We start from the raw sequence: 17,382 nt of genomic DNA on the forward strand, positions 1-17,382 counted from the left end.
CCTATCCCCGAGGCGTGACGCGTTCCACCGAGGCCGTCCCGGTTCAGCCGTCGGTCGGCATCACCGGCACCGCGCCGGCGGGCACGATCGGCAGGCTGTCGTCGCGCAGGTAGTCGGGCAGCGCGACTTCGTCTTCCTCGTCCCTGCGGTCGCCGAATATCTGGTAATCGCGGCGCTGCATCCACGCATCGCGGACCAGCGCGTAATCGTCGGCGACGCCCTCGCGCAGGCTGTCGGTCGCCAGCAGCTGGGTGCGCACGTCGACCAGTTGCAGGCCCTGCAGCGGGATCCGGGTGGCGTCGTCATTGACCTGGCGCAGCGGGCTCAGCGGCGCGTCGCCGACCATCCCGAACACGTCGCGCACGGTGCGCGGGCCGAACAGCGGCAACTCGACGTAACGCGACTTTTCCCAGCCCCAGATGCCCAGGGTCTGGCCGAAGTCCTCGCTGCGCCGCGACAGCCTGGCGTCGCTGGCGGGGTCGAAGATGCCGCCGATGCCGAGGGTGGAATTGAGCGCGAAGCGGCCGATCGCCTGCGCGGCCTGCTTGGGCTTGCCCTGCAGCAGCGCGTTGACCGCCGATACCGGCTGGCCGAGGTTGCTGAAGAAGTTGCGCACGCCGAGCCGGATCGGTCGCGGCACCACCGCGACGTAGGCGCGTGCCAGCGGCCGGGCGATGGTGCGGTCGACCGCGTTGTTGAAGCGGTGCATTTTGCGGTTGTACGACTCCCACGGGTCATAACCGCCGCTCATCTGTGCGGGTGCCGGCAGGGTGGGGTCGGCCACCGGGTTGTAGCTGTCCTGCCCGCCGTAGATCGCGGCGTAGTCGATCTCGGCCTGGGTGCGCGGGTCTTCCGCCGGTGCGGGCGTCGGCGCCGGGGCCACGGTCGAGGCCGGAGCCGCTGAAACCGGCGCCTGGAGTGCCGCGTCCGCCTGCATGCCCGCGCCTGCGGTTTGCGACGCCGTTGCATCGGCGGGCATCGGCGCAGTGGCGATCGGGGTCTCCATTCCCGTCGCGGAGGCGGAAGGCAACGCAGCGGGTGCCGGCGACGGTGACGGGCTCGACCCGGTGGATGCGCAACCGGCGGCGGCCAGCGACAACGCCAGCGTCGTAGTGGTCAGCAGGCCGCGGACACGGGTCGTGCGGCCGGCAAGCGGGGCCAACGGAGTGGGGGCGTGGGGGCGCATAAGAGGGGCAGTTTAGGGCGCAGTGGCGACGAGGGCCATGCGCGGGGTCGCAACACCGCGTTGCGGATCAGCGGCCGCTGCCGAATCCGAGGTCCGGACCCAGCCGATAGGCGGCGCGCAATTCGGACAGGCCGGGCGGCTCGCCTTCGACCACGATCCCCGGCGCGCGGGCGGCCAGTTCGGCCAGCAGGGCGAGTCCGGCGCTGTCGATCGACCCGGCCGCGCCGAGCGCGATCCGCCGGCTGCCGGCCAGCAGCGGCTGCGCCTGTTTCCACAGTGCCGGCGCCGCGGCGCGGTCGATCGCGCCGCGGAACACCAGCGCGTCGCCCTCGCGGACGACGCTGGCGGCTGCGGCTGCGGCTGCGGCGGCCGGCGCGACGGTCATGGTTACTCGCCGGCCTTGAGCTTGCCGGCCTTGAGGTCGGCGGCGACCTCGGCGATCGACTTGCGCGACAGCGGGCCGTCGAACTGGTTGCGGAACGTCTGCACGAAGCTCACGCCCTCGACCATCACGTCGAACACCTTCCAGTCGTCGCCGACCTTGCGCATCAGGTAGTCGACCGGGATCGGCTCGCCGCCCTCGCGCAGGAACTCGCTGGAGACCTTGACCATCGAACCGCCGCGCAGCGGGGTCTCGGACTTCATCCGCACCCGCAGCTTGCTGTTGAAGTCCAGCAGCGAGGAGCCGTAGCGCTGCATCAGGTTCTCGGCCAGGGCGTCGGCGAACAGCTTGACGTCGGCATCGGAGGCGCCGCGGCCGTGGCGGCCCAGCACCAGCCGGCCGGCGTAGGTGCGGTCGAACATCTGGTTGAACTCGCTGGCGACGAAGTCCTGCAAGGCCCCGCGGTCGGCCTTGAACTCGTCGCGGCGGGCTTCCAGCGTGGTCAGGATGCGGGTCGAGTTGTCCAGCACCATCTTGCTCGGCGAGCTGGCGGTGGTGGTGGCGCTCGCGGCCTGCGGGGCGGCGAGGACGGTGGCCGGAACGCCGGCCAGCAGCGCGGCGGCGATGACGGTGGCGATGAGGTTGCGCTTCATGAGCTTCATTCCGTGGGGGATGCGGGGTCGCTTTCCTGCAGGTAGGCGGGCACGTCGGTGGCCGGGGCCTCGTCCGCGCCCGCAGGTTCGGCGCCATTGTCCGGGCCGCCGCTGAACATGTACTTGCCGACCATCTGGATCAGGTCGACCGAGGACTGGGTCAGGAAGATCGCATCGCCTTCCTTCAGCGGTTCCGGGTCGCCGCCGGGCTGCAGGCCGACGTAGCTCTCGCCGAGCAGGCCGGAGGTCAGGATCGCCGCGCTGGTGTCGGCCGGCAGGTCGTCGTAGCGGTCGTCGATCGCCAGCGTCACCACCGAATCGAGCTTGACCGGGTCCAGCGCGATGCCGGACACGTGGCCGATCGCGACCCCGCCGATCTTGACCGGCGCGTTGGCGCGCAGCGGCCCGAGGTTGGTGAAGCGCGCGGTGATCTCGTAGTGGTCGCCACCGAAGCCGAACTTGCCGTTGGTGGAGGCGATTGCCAGCACCAGCAGCGAGGCCAGCGCCAGCAGCAGGAAGGCGCCGACGGCAAACTCAATACGTGGGGCACGGGAGGACATAAGTAGTTACCTGAAAAGCAACGCGGACATGACGAAGTTGAACATCAGCACCAGCAGCGAAGCGTTGACCACTGCCTTGGTGGTCGCCACCGAGGTGCCCTCGATGGTCGGTTCGGCGTTGAAGCCGACGTACGACGCGACCAGCGCCGCGACCGCGCCGAACACCGCCGACTTGACCAGCGCCATGCCGAAGTCGTCGACGAAATCGACGCTGTCCTTCAGCACCTGCCAGTAGATCCCCGAGTCGATGCCGATCACGTGGACCGCCTCGAAGTAGCTGGCGCTGATCGCCAGGCTGCAGAAGAAGCCGGTCAGCAGCGGCACGCACAGCACCGCCGCCCAGAACCTTGGGGCGACCACCTTGCCGACCGGGTTGATCGCCATCAGCCCGAGCGCGGTGATCTGGTCGGTGGCGCGCATCAGGCCGAGTTCGGCGGCGATCGACGACCCGGCGCGGCCGATGAACAGCAGCGCGGTCAGCACCGGGCCGAGTTCGCGGTAGATGCCGAGGCCGAGGATTGCGCTGACCTGGTTGGACGCGCCGTAGGTGTCGAGCGCGCGATAGCCCAGCAGCGTCACCGAAAGTCCGACGAACGCGCCGCCAACAGCGATGATCGGCAGCGAACGCGCGCCGATCTTGTAGATCTCGCGGACGAACTCGCGGAACAGGTCGACACTCGGCTTCGACGCCGACAGCACCGACAGCGTGAACAGGCCGGCGCGGCCGACCGAACGGGTGGCGGCAACGAACGGCATCAACAAACTCCCGCGAAAAACTCCCTCTCCCGCTTGCGGGAGAGGGCTGGGGTGAGGGCCCGAGGCGCGCAGCGCCGAGGCAGGGCGCTGGACATCATGCGGCTTCCTCATGCCGCGGCGCGGCGTCAAAGGGAATCGGCCCATCCGGCTCGCCATCCAGGAACTGCCGCACCAGCGGATCGCGGCTCTCCTGCAACGCCTGCGGCGTCCCGGAGAACACGATCCCCCCATTGGCGATCACGATCGCGTGGTCGGCCACCGGCAGGGTCTCATGCACGTGATGGGTGACCACGATGCTGGTCAGCCCGAGGCTGTCGTTGAGCCGGCGCACCAGGTCCATCACCACCCCGGACGCAATCGGGTCGAGCCCGGTCAGCGGTTCGTCGTAGATCATCAGCGGCGGGTCCAGCGCCAGCGCCCGGGCCAGCGCGACCCGACGCGCCATGCCGCCGGACAGCTCGCGCGGAAACGCGTCGGCAGCAGCGCGCAGCCCGACCGCGTTGAGCTTCATCGCCACCAGTCGTGCGATCACCGGCTTCGGCAGCTTTGTATGCGTGCGCAGAGGCAGCGCGACGTTCTCGGCCGCGGTCAGGTCGGTCAGCAAACCGTTGCCCTGCAGCAGCACGCCGATGCCCTTGCGCAGCTCCAGCAACGCGCGCGGGTTGCGCGGCACCGGCTGGCCGAGCACCTCGACCGACCCGGCCGCCGGTTCCAGCTCGCCGGTCAGCGCCGCCAGCAGGGTCGACTTGCCGCTGCCCGACGGGCCGAGCACGGCGACCACCTGCCCGCGCGGCACCACCAGGTCGATATCGCGCAGCACGGCGCGACCACCGCGCTCGAGACGCAGGCCGGTAAGGCGGACGATGGGGTCGGAATCGGTCATCGGGACGATATGCCAGCCAGCATTGCAATCGCGCAGCTTGGCGACAGGAACCTGAACAATGGATTGGCGGCATTGTCGCAGGGCCCGGACCGGCGCGCACGCGGCTGGCTGCCGGGGTGTCTCGCACGCTGCGACACCGCTGCGGCAAGATGACCGCATGCCCGACGCGCCCGACTTCCGCCTTTACCACTCCAATTCGCTGGAAGTGCTGGCGGCCCTGCTCGCCGAGGCGTTGCGCGCCCCCGCTCCCGGGCAGCCGCTGCTGGCGCCGGACATCGTGCTGATCCCGCAGGTGGCGATGCGGCGCTGGCTGCAGGCGACCTTGGCGCAGGCGCACGGGATTGCCGCCAACCTCGAGTTCCTGACTCCCGGCGAGCTGGTCCGGCGGGCGCTGGATGCCAACGTGCCGGGCGCCGGCGACGATCTCGACGCCGCCGCGCTGCAGTGGCGCCTGCATGCGACGCTGACCGACCAGGCGACCCTGCGCGAGCCGGCGCTGCAACCGCTGCGGCGTTATCTCGATGGCAACGATCCGCTCAAGCCGTGGACGCTGGCGGGCGAGCTGGCCGCGGTGTTCGAGAAATACCAGGCCTGGCGTCGCGACTGGCTGCTCGGCTGGGAGGCCGGCGAGGCCCCGCGCGACCCGCAGGCGGCGCTGTGGCGCAAGGTCGGCAGTGGCCGCGCCCACCGCGCGCGTCGCATCGACGATTACCTGCGGCGGTTCGCCGGCCCCGACGCGCCGCTGCCGGCGGGGTTGCCGACGCGGCTGTTCGCGTTCGCCACGCTCAACATCTCGCCCGACGTCTTGCGCGTGGTCGCCACCCAGGCCCGCGTCGGCGAGCTGCACTTCTACATGCCGAGCCCGACCCGTTCGTACTGGGGCGACCTGCAGACCCTCGCCGAGCGGTTGCGTGCGCAACAGGCCGATCCGTTCGCCGGCGGTGGCGAGGAAAACCCGCTGTTGCAGCAATGGGGCGAGGCCGGCCGCGATTTCGTCGCGGTGCTCGGCAGCTACGAGGTGGTGCACCCCTCCGGCGAGGTCGCCGCCTACGACGACCCGGAAACCCGGCCCGACGACGACCCCGCCAGCGACACCCTGCTGCAACGCCTGCAGCGCGATCTGCTGCATCGGCGCGCACCGCCGCCGACGCCGTGGCGCGCCGCGGTCGACCTCGCCGACCACAGCCTGCAGGTCCACGCCTGCCACACCCGGCTGCGCGAGGTGCAGGTGCTGCACGACCGGTTGCGCGGCCTGCTGGAAGACAGCCGTTTCGACCCGCCACTGCAGCCTCGCGAAATCGCGGTGCTGGCGCCGGACATCGACCCCTACGCGCCGTACATCGACGCGGTGTTTGGCGGCCGCGCCGGCCACGACGACTTCATCCCGTACGCACTGGCCGATGCCAGCCCGTTGGCCGGCGAGCCGCTGGCCGAGGTGTTCCTGCGACTGCTGGCGCTGCCGGTGTCGCGCTTCGGCCTCAATGAAATCCTCGACCTGCTGTCGACCCCGGTGATCGCCGACGCGGCCGGCTTCGACCCGCCGGCATTGCAGCGCCTGCACCACTGGCTGCAGGCGGCGGGCGCGCGCTGGGGCATCGACGCGGCCCATCGCGAACGCAGCCAGGCCCCGCGCGACGACGCCTGCACCTGGGCGTTCGCACTCGACCGCCTGTTGCTCGGCCACGCCAGCGGCGACGACGCCGACATCGCCGGCGTCGCCCCGTACAGCGAACTGGAAGGCAGCGGCCTGGACGCGCTCGACGCGCTGATCCGGCTGCTGCGGGTGCTGGCCCGGCACGAACGCATGCTGGCCGGCGCGATTCCCCCGAACCAGTGGCGCGCCCGCCTGCTCGGCCTGCTCGACGCGCTGCTGCCGACGCCGCCGCAACGGCCCGGCGACCAGCGCGCACTGGATCGCCTGCGGGTCCTGATCGGCGAGTTCGCCGATGGCGCGGCCGCGGCCGGCTTCGACGCGCCGGTGGCGTCGGAGGTGGTGCGCGCGCACTTTGGCGCGGTGCTGGCCGAGGCCGACACCCGCGCGCCGCTGCTGACCGGCGGGATCAGTTTCGGGCGGATGGTGCCGATGCGGCTGCTGCCGTTCCGCGCGATCTGCGTGCTCGGCATGAACGACGGCGACTACCCGCGACGCGACCCGGCCGGCGGCCTCAACCAGCTCACTGCCGAACTCGGCACCGACAGGCGCCGACGCGGTGACCGCTCGTTGCGCGACGACGACCGTTTCCTGTTCCTGCAGTTGCTGGCCTCGGCGGGCGACGTGTTCTACCTGAGCTTTCTCGGCGCCGATGCGCGCGACGGCAGCGCACGCGAGCCGTCGGTGCTGGTGTCGGAACTGCTGGACGTCGCCGCCAGTTACCACGCCGACCCGGCAACCGCGCACGAAGCCCTGGTGCTGCGGCACCCGTTGCAGCCGTTCTCGCCGGCCGCGTTCGGTGCCGGTAGCGACCCGCGCCACTATAGCTACCGCAGTGAATGGCACCCGGCGGCCGACCGCGCCGGTGGCGGCCGCAAACCGCTGGCGCCGTGGAGTGGCACCGTGCTGGCGGCGCCGGCCGCGGTGGAGGATGAAATCGGCATCGCCGAGTTGCGCCGGTTCCTGCGCGACCCGGCCGGCGAGTACCTGCGCCGGCGCCTGGCGATGCGGCTGCCGGATCCGGTCGAGTCGGTCGAGGACGTGGAGCCGTTGCTGCTTCCCGCGCGCGGGCTCGAACGCGTGGCGCTGCAGGACGCGGTATTGCGCGCCACCCTCGATGGCGACACCGCCGATCTTGCGACCCGCCTGCGCGCCCGCGGCCTGGTTCCGACCGGACCGCTGGCCGAGGTCCAGCTGGCGGAGCTGCGGCGCGGGTTCAACGAGTACGTGCGGCTGTTCGAACAGTGGCGTGGCGATGCGCCGGAAACGCGGCTGCCGATCGACCTGCAACTCGACGGCGTGCGCATCCACGGCCATGTCGAGGGTGTCTGGGGCAACGGGCTCGGGCGCATCCGCCCCGGCGAACCGGGTGCCGGCGCGCAGCTCCGCGACGGCCTCGACTGGCTGCTGGCCAACGCCAGCGGCCAGCCGCACGCCCTGGTGCGGTTCCACGATGTCGGTAACGGCCCGGAAGTTTGCGAGCGTGCGCCGCTCGACCCGGCGGCCGCACGGGACGCACTGCGCGCGCTGCTGCAGCTGCGCCAGCAGGGCCTGAACGAGCCACTGCCGTGGGGCCCCTACACCGGCTGGACCTACTACAACGAAGACCGGCCCGATGCCGCCCGGCGCAAGGCGCGCGAACGCTGGGAGGGCGGCCACGAGCGCTGGGGCGAGCGAGACGGCGAAGCGTTCCGGCTGACCCTGCGCGGGCGCGACCTGTTCGACGACGCCGCGGTCTTCCAGCGGTTCGAGGAGGTCAACACGCGGATCTTCCGCGCGCTGGTCGAAGGCCGGGCATTCGACGGCTTCGCCGACGACACCGCGGCCGGCCGCAGCGAGGCCACGGCATGAGCGCCACGAGCCTGCACGACACCGGTCCCGTCGACACCGCCGTCGACCCCTACCTGGAACTACCGCTCGACGGCCTGCACCTGATCGAGGCCAGCGCCGGCACCGGCAAGACCTTCACCCTCGCCACGCTGGTCACCCGGCTGGTCGTGGAGCGTGGACTGCGCATTGGCCAGGTGCTGGCGGTGACTTTCACCGAAGCGGCTACGCAGGAACTGCGCAGCCGCATCCGTGAGCGACTGGAGCTGGCGGCGAAGGTCGTGGCGTCGCCCGACGGTGACCATGGCGACGCCGAGGCCGCGCTGAGCCGGGCGATCGTCGAACGTCACCTCGCCGATGGCGACGAAACCCGCGTGCAACTCGCACATCGGCTGCAACAGGCGGCGTGGGAGGTCGACCTCGCGGCGATCTTCACCATCCACGGCTTCTGCGCCCGCGTGCTGCGCGAGCACGCGCTCGAAAGCGGCCGCGCATTCGACGCCCCGACCCTGCTCACCAGCGACGCCGCGCTGCGCGAGGAACTGGCGGCCGACCTGTGGCGCGTATTCGCCGCCGACCCCGACAGCGCACTGTTGCTGCCGCGGCTGTGGACGAGCCCCGGGCAGCTGCAGGCGGACCTCGGCGCACTGCTGTCGCGCGCGCCCCTGCTGCCCGCGCCGGAGGCGATCGCGAACGATCCGCTGCCGCAACTAACCGCGGCGGCGGAACACCTGCGCGAGGCCTTCGGTGATCACGCCCGCGAACTGCGCGAGGCGCTCGACGCCGCCGTCGCCGGCAAGCTCATCAACGCGACCATGTACAAGGTGGCCACGCTCGACACCTGCTGGCAGGCCCTGCAGCGCTGGTGCGACCGCGCCGAACCGGCCGCCGGGTTCGACGACCGGCTTGCGCGGCTCGGTACGCGGGTTCTGCTCGACAAGACCAACAAGGCCGGGCAGGGCCGCACGCCGCAGTCGCCGCTGTGCGACGCGATCGATGCATTCCTCGACGCCCGCGCCCACTACGAATCATGGCTCGATGCGCGCGGCACCGTGTTGCTGCATCGCGTCCGCGCCGAGGCGCGCACGCGCCTGGCCGAACTCAAGCGCGTGCGCCGGCTGCAGACCTACGACGACCTGATCGACGGCGTCGCCGATGCACTCGACGGCCCGCGCGGCGACGAGCTGGTCGCCGCGCTGCGCAGGCAGTACGCGGTTGCGCTGGTCGACGAGTTCCAGGACACCGACCCGCGCCAGTGGGCGATCTTCCGGCGCGTGTTCGGGCAGCCATCCAGCGACGCGGGCGAGCCACTGGATGCCCGACGGCACCCGGCTTCGCTGTACCTGATCGGCGATCCCAAGCAGGCGATCTACGGCTTCCGTGGCGGCGACGTGCACACCTACCTGCAGGCCCGGGATGCCGCCGCGCCCGCGCCGCCGCTCGACCGCAACTTCCGTTCCCGTCCCGGCCTGCTCGACGCGATCGCGACGCTGTACGCGGCCGCGGACCAGGCGCATGCCGCCGACCCCGCGATCGCGCCGCCGTTTGTGGACGACCGCATCCGCTTCCATCCGATGCAGGCCGGCGGCCGCCGCCGTGACGACGACTTCCTGCGCGGCGGCGTGGCGGCCCCGGCACTGACCGTGCGCGTCATCGAGGATCCCGACGACCCGTCGAATCCGAAGATCAGCGCCGACCGCTCGCGCGAACTGGCCGCCCGCGCCTGCGTCGCCACGATCCACGCGCTGTTGCTCGAAGGCCGCGCCGGCACCGCCACCCTCGACGGCCGGCCGGTCGAGCCCGGCGACATCGCGGTGCTCGTGCGCACCCACACCGAGGCCACCCGAATGCAGCTGGCGCTGGCCGCCGCCGGCATTCCCGCGGTCGCCGCCGGCAAGCAGAGCCTGTTCGCGACCGCCGAGGCGCGCGAGTTGCTGGCGGTGTTCGAGGCGCTGATGCAGCCGGCCGACGACAGCCGCCTGCGCGCCGCCTTGGCGACCCTGCTGGTCGGCATCGACGCGGCCGGCATCGCGGCGCTGGACGACGACGGCGGCGCCCGTTCGAGCGTGTTGCAGCAGCAGGCGCAGGGCTGGCGCGAGCGCTGGCAGCGCAACGGCCCGCTGGCGCTGGTCGCCGACCTGTGCGCGACCGCCGGCGAGCGCCTGCTCGGCCTGCTCGATGGCGAGCGCCGGTTGACCAACTACCTGCAACTGGGCGAGCTGATGCAGGACGCGCAAGCGGCCGCCGCCGGCCTGCACGGCCAGCTTGACTGGCTGCGCGCGGCCATCGCCGGTGCCGACAGCAGCGACGAGGCGCAACTGCTGCGGCTGGAGTCGGATGCGCGCCGGGTGCAGATCGTGACCCTGCACAAGAGCAAGGGCCTGGAGTACCCGCTGGTGTTCATGCCGTTCATCGGCATCGGCGGCAAGGGTCGCAACGATGTCCGCCATTGCATCGTGCACGACGGCGAGCAACGCGTGCTGCACTGGAAGGTCGACAGGGAATCCGCGGCCTGGAAGGCGGCCTGCGCCGAACACACCGTTGAAGAGCAGGCCGAGCAGGCACGCCTGCTCTACGTCGGGCTGACCCGCGCGCGCCATGCGCTCTGGCTCGCCACCGGGCCGTTCTACAACCACGGCAGGACCCGCCTCGCGCCGATGCTCGGCGACCTCGACCGCCTGCGCGCGAATCCGGTGATCGCCATCGATGCCACCCCGCTGGCGGCGCCACCTGCGCCGTTGTCGCCGCAAGCCGAGACCATCGTGCCGGCCGCGCGCCGCAGCCGCCGCGTGATCGACCGCGACTGGTGGGTCTACAGCTTCACCCAGCTCGCGCATGCCGAAGGCGGCGAAGCCACTCCGATGACCGGCGCCGACGAGCGCGCGGCCAGCGACGAGCCGCTGCTGCCGGAAGCGGAGGCCGCCACCGCCGACATTGCGACCACCGGCTTCGACCGCCGCTTCAGCGGCAGCCGGTTCGGCAACGTGCTGCACGACGGGCTCGAACACGTCGACTTCGCCGCGTGGTCGGACTGGCATGGCGGCGGTGCGATCCCGGCCGGCCAGGACGCCGCACTGCGCAACGCTTTGCGCACCGAGGGCTACACCGATGACGACCTCGAAGACGGCATCGCCGAGCTGGCGCCACTGGTCGGCCGGACGCTGACCGTGCCGCTGCCCGAGGGCGGCCGCCTGTGCGACCTGCCGCCCGCGGCACGCCGCGCCGAACTGGAGTTCCACTTTGCGATGCAGCCGACCGCGGTCGACCGGCTGCTGGCCGTCCTGCACGACCACGGCGTGGTCCGCACGCGCAACGCATTCGGCGCGCGCCGCCGGCTCGAAGGCCTGATGACCGGCAAGATCGACCTGACCTACGGCGCCGGGGGCCGCTGGTACCTGCTCGACTACAAATCCAACCGCCTGCCCGCCTACGACCGCGCCAGCCTCGACGCGGCGATGGCGCACAGCGAGTACGACCTGCAGGCGCTGATCTACACCGTCGCGCTGCACCGCTGGCTGCGGTTCCGGCTCGGCGACGGATACGACTACGCGCGCGACTTCGGCGGCGTGCGCTACCTGTTCTGCCGCGGGCTCGATCCGGATGCCGGCGCGACCGCCGGCGACGCTCCCGGCGTCCACGCGCACGTGCCGCCGCCGGCGCTGGTGCACGCGCTGGACGCGTTGTTCGGAGGTCGCGCATGAGCCTGTTCGATGCGCTGTGGAAAGCCGGTGCGCTGCGGCCGCTCGACCACGCGTTCGCGCAGAGCCTGCGCCGGCTCGATGGCGATGATGCGACGCCCGCGCTGGTGCTGGCCGGCGCCGCCCTGGCCTCGCTCGCGGTGAGCCAGGGGCATGCCGGCTTCGACCCGGCCCGGCCGCGGCTGCTGCTCGGCAACGAGGCCCTCGCGGCGGTCGACTGGCCTTCGGCCGAAGAATGGAACGCCGCGCTGGCCGGCTCGCGCTGGATCAGTCGCCCCGGCGATGGCGACGACGCACCGGCGACCGCACCGCTGGTGTTCGAGTCCGGCCTGCTCTACCTGCGCCGCTATCGCCAATACGAGCACCGCCTGGCGCAACGCCTGCGCCGACTGGCCGCGCAAGCGCCGGCCACGGTCGAACGGGATGCACTGGCGCCGCTGCTCGCGGCGCTATTCCCCGCGTCCGCGACCGGAACAACCCCCGGCGCCGATGGCCAGGCGCGTGCGGCCGTCGTCGCCCTGGAACGTTCGCTGCTGCTGGTCACCGGTGGCCCCGGCACCGGCAAGACCACCACCATCACCCGGCTGCTGTTGCTGCTGGCGGCGCAGGCCCGCCATGCCGGCCACCCGCCGCCGCGGATCGCGCTGGCCGCACCGACCGGGCGCGCCGCAGAGCGCATGGCCGAAAGCCTGGGCAAGGCGCTCGCCGCGCTGCAGGGTGTCGCAGGTATCGACCCGGACCTGTTCGCGACGATGCCGGCCGGCGCCAGCACGCTGCACCGCCTGCTCGGAACGATCCCCGACAGCCCGCGTTTCCGCTGCGACGCCGACAACCCGTTGCCGTTCGACGTGGTCGTGGTCGACGAGGCCTCGATGGTCGACCTGCCGCTGATGTGCAAACTCGCCGAAGCCGTGCCCGAGGGTGCGCGGCTGGTGCTGCTCGGCGATCCCGACCAGCTGCCCTCGGTCGAGGCCGGCGACGTGCTTGCCGCGATCGTCGAAGCCACCGCGGACGATGCAGGTGCGGCCGCGACCGGCGCACCCCTCGCCGGCCACCGCGTGCACCTGCAGCGCGGCTACCGTCAGGACGAGGGTTTCGAGCTGGCGCCGCTGGCGTCGGCGGTGCGCGCCGGCGACGCCGACACCGTGCTCGGGCTGCTGCGTGGCGGCGGATTGTCCGGCGTGCATTTCCACGAGAACCGGCTCGACCCGCTCGACGGCGCCGGCCGCGACGCGCTGTTCGACCACTGGCGCCAGCTGGCCGTCGCGACCGATCCGGCAACCGCGCTGGCACACGCCGCACGCCTGCGCCTGCTGACCGCCCTGCGCGAAGGGCCGCAGGGCGCGGGTGGGCTCAACGCGCGCAGCGAGGACGCGCTGGCCGGCGCCCGCCGTGGTGACCAGGCCTACTTCCAGGGCCGCTTGCTGCTGGTGACCGAAAACAGCCATCGCCAGCAACTGTTCAACGGCGACATCGGGGTGTGCCTGCGCGATGCCGACGGGATGCGGGCCTGGTTTCCCGGCGTCGATGGCGGCGTGCGCGGCTTCCATCCGGGCGCCCTGCCGGCGCACGACAGCGCCTTCGCGATGACCGTGCACAAGGCCCAGGGCTCGGAGTTCGACACCGTCTGGCTGCAACTGCCGCGCGCCGACGGTCGCGGCCTGTCGCGCGAACTGCTGTACACCGCGATCACCCGCGCGCGTCGCGAACTGCATGTCTGCGCCAGCGAGGCGGTGCTGCGCGGCGCGCTCGCCCGCCACGTCGAGCGCGCCTCCGGACTCGCCGGCCGCCTGCGCTGAACGGACCCGGGTGCAGGCCACGTCAATTCACTCCGGCTGGACCGGGGCACGCCTAGGGTCGGGTGACCGGCACATGTGGCCGGTTCCCCCCACGTCCCTACGGAGCAACCCCATGAACGATGTCAAGAAAGACCACAGTATCGGTGCAGGCACCGGCGCAGTCGCCGGCGCGGTGACGGGCGCGGCGGTCGGCGCGGTCGGCGGCCCGGTCGGCAGCGCCGTCGGTGCGGTTGCCGGTGGCGTGATCGGCGCCAAGGCCGGCGATTCGATCGCCGAGGCGGTCAACCCGACCGAGTACCGCGAGCATTTCAAGGCCGAATACAGGAATGCGCCGTACTACTCCGCCGAGCGCGACTGGAACGACTACGAGCCGGCCTACGACTACGGCTACCAGACCTACGGCCAGTACCGCGGCCAGCGGTTCGAGGATGCCGAACCGGAACTGCAGCGCAACTGGGATGAAACCCGTGCTCAGGCCAACTCGCGGCTGGAATGGAACGACGCCAAACACGCCGTGCGCGACGGCTGGCATCACATCGAGCGCGCCATGCCCGGCGACGCCGACCGCGACGGCCGCTGAGCCACACAAGCCAATAACAACAAGCAGCATCGCATTGACGGGGCCGCATTGCGGCCCCGTTTTTCCGGCCCTGCAGTAGCATGGGCATCCCCCGCAACAGGTCCGTCCGATGGCCGATGCCAGCAAACCCACACGCGAAGAAGCCGAATCCGCCGTCCGCACCCTGCTTGCCTGGGCCGGAGAGGACCCGACCCGCGAAGGCCTGATCGACACCCCGAAGCGGGTCGCCAAGGCGTATTCCGACTGGTTCAGCGGCTACGGCCTGGACCCCGACGAGTACCTCGCGCGCACCTTCGAGGAAGTCTGTGGCTACGACGAGCTGATCGTGCTGCGCGACATCCAGTTCGAGAGCCACTGCGAGCACCACATGGCGCCGATCATCGGCCGCGCGCATGTCGGCTACCTGCCCGACGGCAAGGTGGTCGGCATCAGCAAGCTGGCGCGCGTGGTCGAGGCCTACTCGCGGCGCTTCCAGGTGCAGGAGAAGATGACCTCGCAGATCGCCGACTGCATCCAGCGCGTGCTGCAGCCGCGCGGCGTCGGCGTGGTGATCGAGGGCGCGCACGAGTGCATGACCACCCGCGGCGTGCACAAGCGCGGGGTCAGCATGATCACCTCGAAGATGCTCGGCAGTTTCCGTGAGGACGCGCGCACCCGCGCTGAGTTCCTGCAGTTCATCGACGTCGGCCCGGGTCGCTGAACGGTTGACCCCCGATCGGCGACCGCGGTCACCGGGCAGTAGCGGCGCGGACGGTATGCTGGCACCGATGTCGACGACCGTCGCCACCGCCGCGAACGCTGGCGCCGCACCCGCGGCCACGCTCCGCGCGCGCTATCGCACGGTCCGCGCCCGCAGCCTCGCACTCGCCGCGCCGCTGTCGGCCGAGGATGCGATGGTGCAGTCGATGCCAGACGCCAGTCCCGCCAAGTGGCACCTGGCGCACACCACCTGGTTCTTCGAGCGCTTCGTGCTCGGCGCGCGCGATGGCTACCGGCCGGTCGACCCGTCGTGGGACTACCTGTTCAACAGCTACTACCAGAGCGTCGGGCCGATGCACGCGCGGCCACAGCGCGGCCTGTTGTCGCGGCCGACGCTGGCGCAGGTGCTGGATTACCGCGCACGCGTCGACGAGCGGATCGAGCAGGCGTTCGGGCGGGACGAACTGGATGAGGAGTCGCAACGGCGCATCGTGCTCGGCCTGCAGCACGAGCAGCAGCACCAGGAATTGCTGCTGACCGACATCAAGCACGCGTTCTGGTGCAACCCGCTGAAGCCGGCCTATCGCAACGATCTGCGCGTGTCGCCGGGAGGCGTGGCCACGCCCTTGGACTGGTGCCGCCAGGACGAGGCGATCATCGAGGTTGGCGCGGCCGCCTGGCCCGACGCGGGCGAGGCGTTCGCCTATGACAACGAATCGCCGCGCCACCGCGTGCTGCTGCCGGCGCACGCGCTGGCCAGCCGGCCGGTGAGCAACGCCGAGTACCGTGCTTTCATCGACGACGGCGGCTATCGCACCGCCACCCTGTGGCTCAGCGACGGGTGGGCACGGATCAACGACGAAGGCTGGAGCCGTCCGCTGTACTGGGACGAGGCGCTGGAGCACGAGTTCACCCTCGGCGGCATGCGCGCGATCGATCCGAACGCACCGGCCTGCCACCTGAGCCATTACGAAGCCGACGCCTTCGCGCGCTGGGCCGGCGCGCGGCTGCCGACCGAGTTCGAGTGGGAACACGCCGCGGCGCAGGTGCCGGTGCAGGGCAACTTCGTCGAGGACGACCTGCTGCACCCGGCGCCCGGCGCCACCCCGTGTTCCGCTCCATGTAGGAGCGACGTAAGTCGCGATCGCACGACGCAATCGGACATCAGTGAAATCGCGACTCACGTCGCTCCTACATCGGAGCCTGTTTTTCCTGTTCGCGATCCGTCGCCGTCCGACCACCCCCGCCAACTATTCGGCGACATCTGGGAATGGACCGCCAGCGCCTACACCGCCTACCCCGGCTTCCGCGAGATGCCTGGCGCGCTCGGCGAGTACAACGGCAAGTTCATGAGCGCCCAGCAGGTCCTGCGCGGCGGCAGCTGCGCGAGCGCGCGCGACCACCTGCGCGCGAGCTACCGCAACTTCTTCCACGCACCCGATCGCTGGCAGTTTTCCGGCCTGCGACTGGCCCGGGACCACCGATGACGCCGCACACGATCGACATGCCAATCACCGACCTGCATCCATCCCCCGACGACATCATCGGTGACACCGTCGCCGGACTGTCGTCGACGCCGAAGTGGCTGTCGTCGAAATACTTCTACGACGCGCGCGGCTCGCAACTGTTCGAGCAGATCACCCGCCAGCCCGAGTACTACCTGACCCGGATCGAGCTTGAGCTGCTGGAATCGTCGATGCCGGCGATCAACGACGCGGTCGCGTCCTTCGCGCACGTGGTCGAGTACGGCAGCGGCAGCGGCCGCAAGACCCACCTGCTGCTGGAAGGACTCGATGATCCGGTCGCCTACACCCCGATCGAGATCTCGCGCACCGCGCTGGTCGCGAGTGTCGAGCGCCTGGCCGAAGCGTTCCCGCGGATCGAGATGTTGCCGGTCTGCGCCGACTTCACCCAGCCCGTGCCGCTGCCGCGACCGGCGCGCGAGACCGGCCATACGCTGGTGTTCTTTCCCGGCTCGACCCTCGGCAACTTCGCCGAGGCCGATGCGTTGCGGCTGCTGTGCTCGATGCGCGCGACCATGGGCCCGCGCGGCCAGGCGCTGGTCGGGATCGACCTGGAGAAGGACGTCGCCCTGCTCGAAGCCGCCTACAACGACGCCGCCGGCGTCACCGCCGAGTTCACCCTCAACCTGCTGACCCGGCTCAACCGCGAGATCGGCAGCGACTTCGACCTCGACGGCTTCCGCCACCGCGCCGTCTACTCGCGCGAGCGCGGCCGCATCGAAACCCACCTGGTCAGCCAGCGCGCGCAGGATGTGCACCTCGACGGTCGCACGTTCCACTTCGCCGAGGGGGAGGCCATGCAGGTGGAGTACAGCCACAAGTACACCGATGCGCGTTTCGAAGCGCTCGCCGCACGCGCCGGCCTGCAGGTCGTGCAGCGCTGGAATGAACCGCGCGACTGGTTCGGGTTGCGGTTGCTGCAGCCGGAGCCGGTGGGGTGAGTTTCCGCGATCGGGCGGAGCCTGCACCGACCCGATCGCCGTATTGCTTCGATGTAGGAGCGACGTAAGTCGCGATTTCACTGCTGCCCGGGATCGCCGTGAAATCGCGACTTACGTCGCTCCTACACGAAGGGACCGCATCGCGTGCGCGAAGAAACCCCGCATTTTGCGTATGCGAAGGGACCCGTCATAGAACCCGCAAAGCCCCGGCACCGTTTACACCCACCGCCCGGCATCGCGGCAA

The 17,382-nt window shown here is 71.2% G+C and carries 13 protein-coding genes; 7 read left to right on the top strand and 6 right to left on the bottom strand.

Annotated elements, in window-relative coordinates; translation table 11 throughout:
- Positions 1-43: 43 nt before the first annotated feature.
- The 6 genes from ACT9AS_RS01150 to ACT9AS_RS01175 form a co-directional block, all read right to left on the bottom strand.
- Complete coding sequence (locus ACT9AS_RS01150) at positions 44-1,186, bottom strand: MlaA family lipoprotein (protein ID WP_445098282.1); 1,143 nt, start codon at positions 1,184-1,186, stop codon at positions 44-46.
- 67 nt (positions 1,187-1,253) lie between these two features.
- Entirely contained in the window at positions 1,254-1,571 is a 318-nt protein-coding gene (locus ACT9AS_RS01155; RefSeq protein WP_445098283.1) for an STAS domain-containing protein, read from the bottom strand.
- Positions 1,572-1,573: 2 nt separating this feature from the next.
- Entirely contained in the window at positions 1,574-2,221 is a 648-nt protein-coding gene (locus ACT9AS_RS01160; RefSeq protein ID WP_445098284.1) for an ABC transporter substrate-binding protein, read from the bottom strand.
- A gap of 5 nt (positions 2,222-2,226) precedes the next feature.
- On the bottom strand, positions 2,227-2,781 hold the full coding sequence (mlaD, locus tag ACT9AS_RS01165; protein WP_445098285.1) for an outer membrane lipid asymmetry maintenance protein MlaD: 555 nt from the start codon (positions 2,779-2,781) through the stop codon (positions 2,227-2,229).
- Positions 2,782-2,787: 6 nt separating this feature from the next.
- Complete coding sequence (locus tag ACT9AS_RS01170; protein ID WP_445098286.1) at positions 2,788-3,537, bottom strand: MlaE family lipid ABC transporter permease subunit; 750 nt, start codon at positions 3,535-3,537, stop codon at positions 2,788-2,790.
- Between the two features lie 94 nt (positions 3,538-3,631).
- Positions 3,632-4,420, bottom strand: coding sequence for an ATP-binding cassette domain-containing protein (locus ACT9AS_RS01175; RefSeq protein WP_445098287.1), 789 nt, complete (start codon positions 4,418-4,420; stop codon positions 3,632-3,634).
- A 157-nt stretch (positions 4,421-4,577) separates the two neighbouring features.
- Here ACT9AS_RS01175 and recC point away from each other — a divergent pair, with 157 nt between their 5' ends.
- The 7 genes from recC to egtD all read left to right on the top strand — a co-directional run bounded on the left by recC (position 4,578) and on the right by egtD (position 17,138).
- Positions 4,578-7,922 carry an exodeoxyribonuclease V subunit gamma gene (recC, locus tag ACT9AS_RS01180; RefSeq protein WP_445098288.1) on the top strand — a complete coding sequence of 1,115 codons (3,345 nt, stop codon included), beginning with the start codon at positions 4,578-4,580 and terminating at the stop codon, positions 7,920-7,922.
- A complete protein-coding gene (locus ACT9AS_RS01185; protein ID WP_445098289.1) occupies positions 7,919-11,599 on the top strand; it encodes a UvrD-helicase domain-containing protein in 3,681 nt (1,226 codons plus the stop codon). The genes recC and ACT9AS_RS01185 overlap by 4 nt, the downstream gene beginning before the upstream one ends.
- Positions 11,596-13,395 carry an exodeoxyribonuclease V subunit alpha gene (gene recD / locus ACT9AS_RS01190; protein WP_445098290.1) on the top strand — a complete coding sequence of 600 codons (1,800 nt, stop codon included), beginning with the start codon at positions 11,596-11,598 and terminating at the stop codon, positions 13,393-13,395. Before ACT9AS_RS01185 ends, recD begins: the two co-directional genes overlap by 4 nt.
- Positions 13,396-13,507: 112 nt before the next feature.
- Positions 13,508-13,975 (top strand): hypothetical protein, encoded by a 468-nt coding sequence (locus tag ACT9AS_RS01195; protein WP_445098291.1) that lies wholly within the window; start codon positions 13,508-13,510, stop codon positions 13,973-13,975.
- A gap of 109 nt (positions 13,976-14,084) precedes the next feature.
- Positions 14,085-14,675 carry a GTP cyclohydrolase I FolE gene (gene folE / locus ACT9AS_RS01200; RefSeq protein ID WP_445098292.1) on the top strand — a complete coding sequence of 197 codons (591 nt, stop codon included), beginning with the start codon at positions 14,085-14,087 and terminating at the stop codon, positions 14,673-14,675.
- 67 nt (positions 14,676-14,742) lie between these two features.
- The gene (egtB, locus tag ACT9AS_RS01205) at positions 14,743-16,161 is read left to right on the top strand and encodes an ergothioneine biosynthesis protein EgtB (protein WP_445098293.1); all 1,419 of its coding nucleotides are present in this window, start codon (positions 14,743-14,745) and stop codon (positions 16,159-16,161) included.
- Positions 16,158-17,138 carry an L-histidine N(alpha)-methyltransferase gene (gene egtD, locus ACT9AS_RS01210; protein ID WP_445098294.1) on the top strand — a complete coding sequence of 327 codons (981 nt, stop codon included), beginning with the start codon at positions 16,158-16,160 and terminating at the stop codon, positions 17,136-17,138. The genes egtB and egtD overlap by 4 nt, the downstream gene beginning before the upstream one ends.
- Positions 17,139-17,382: the final 244 nt, after the last annotated feature.

It is taken from the genome of Lysobacter sp. F60174L2 (genome assembly GCF_052547135.1).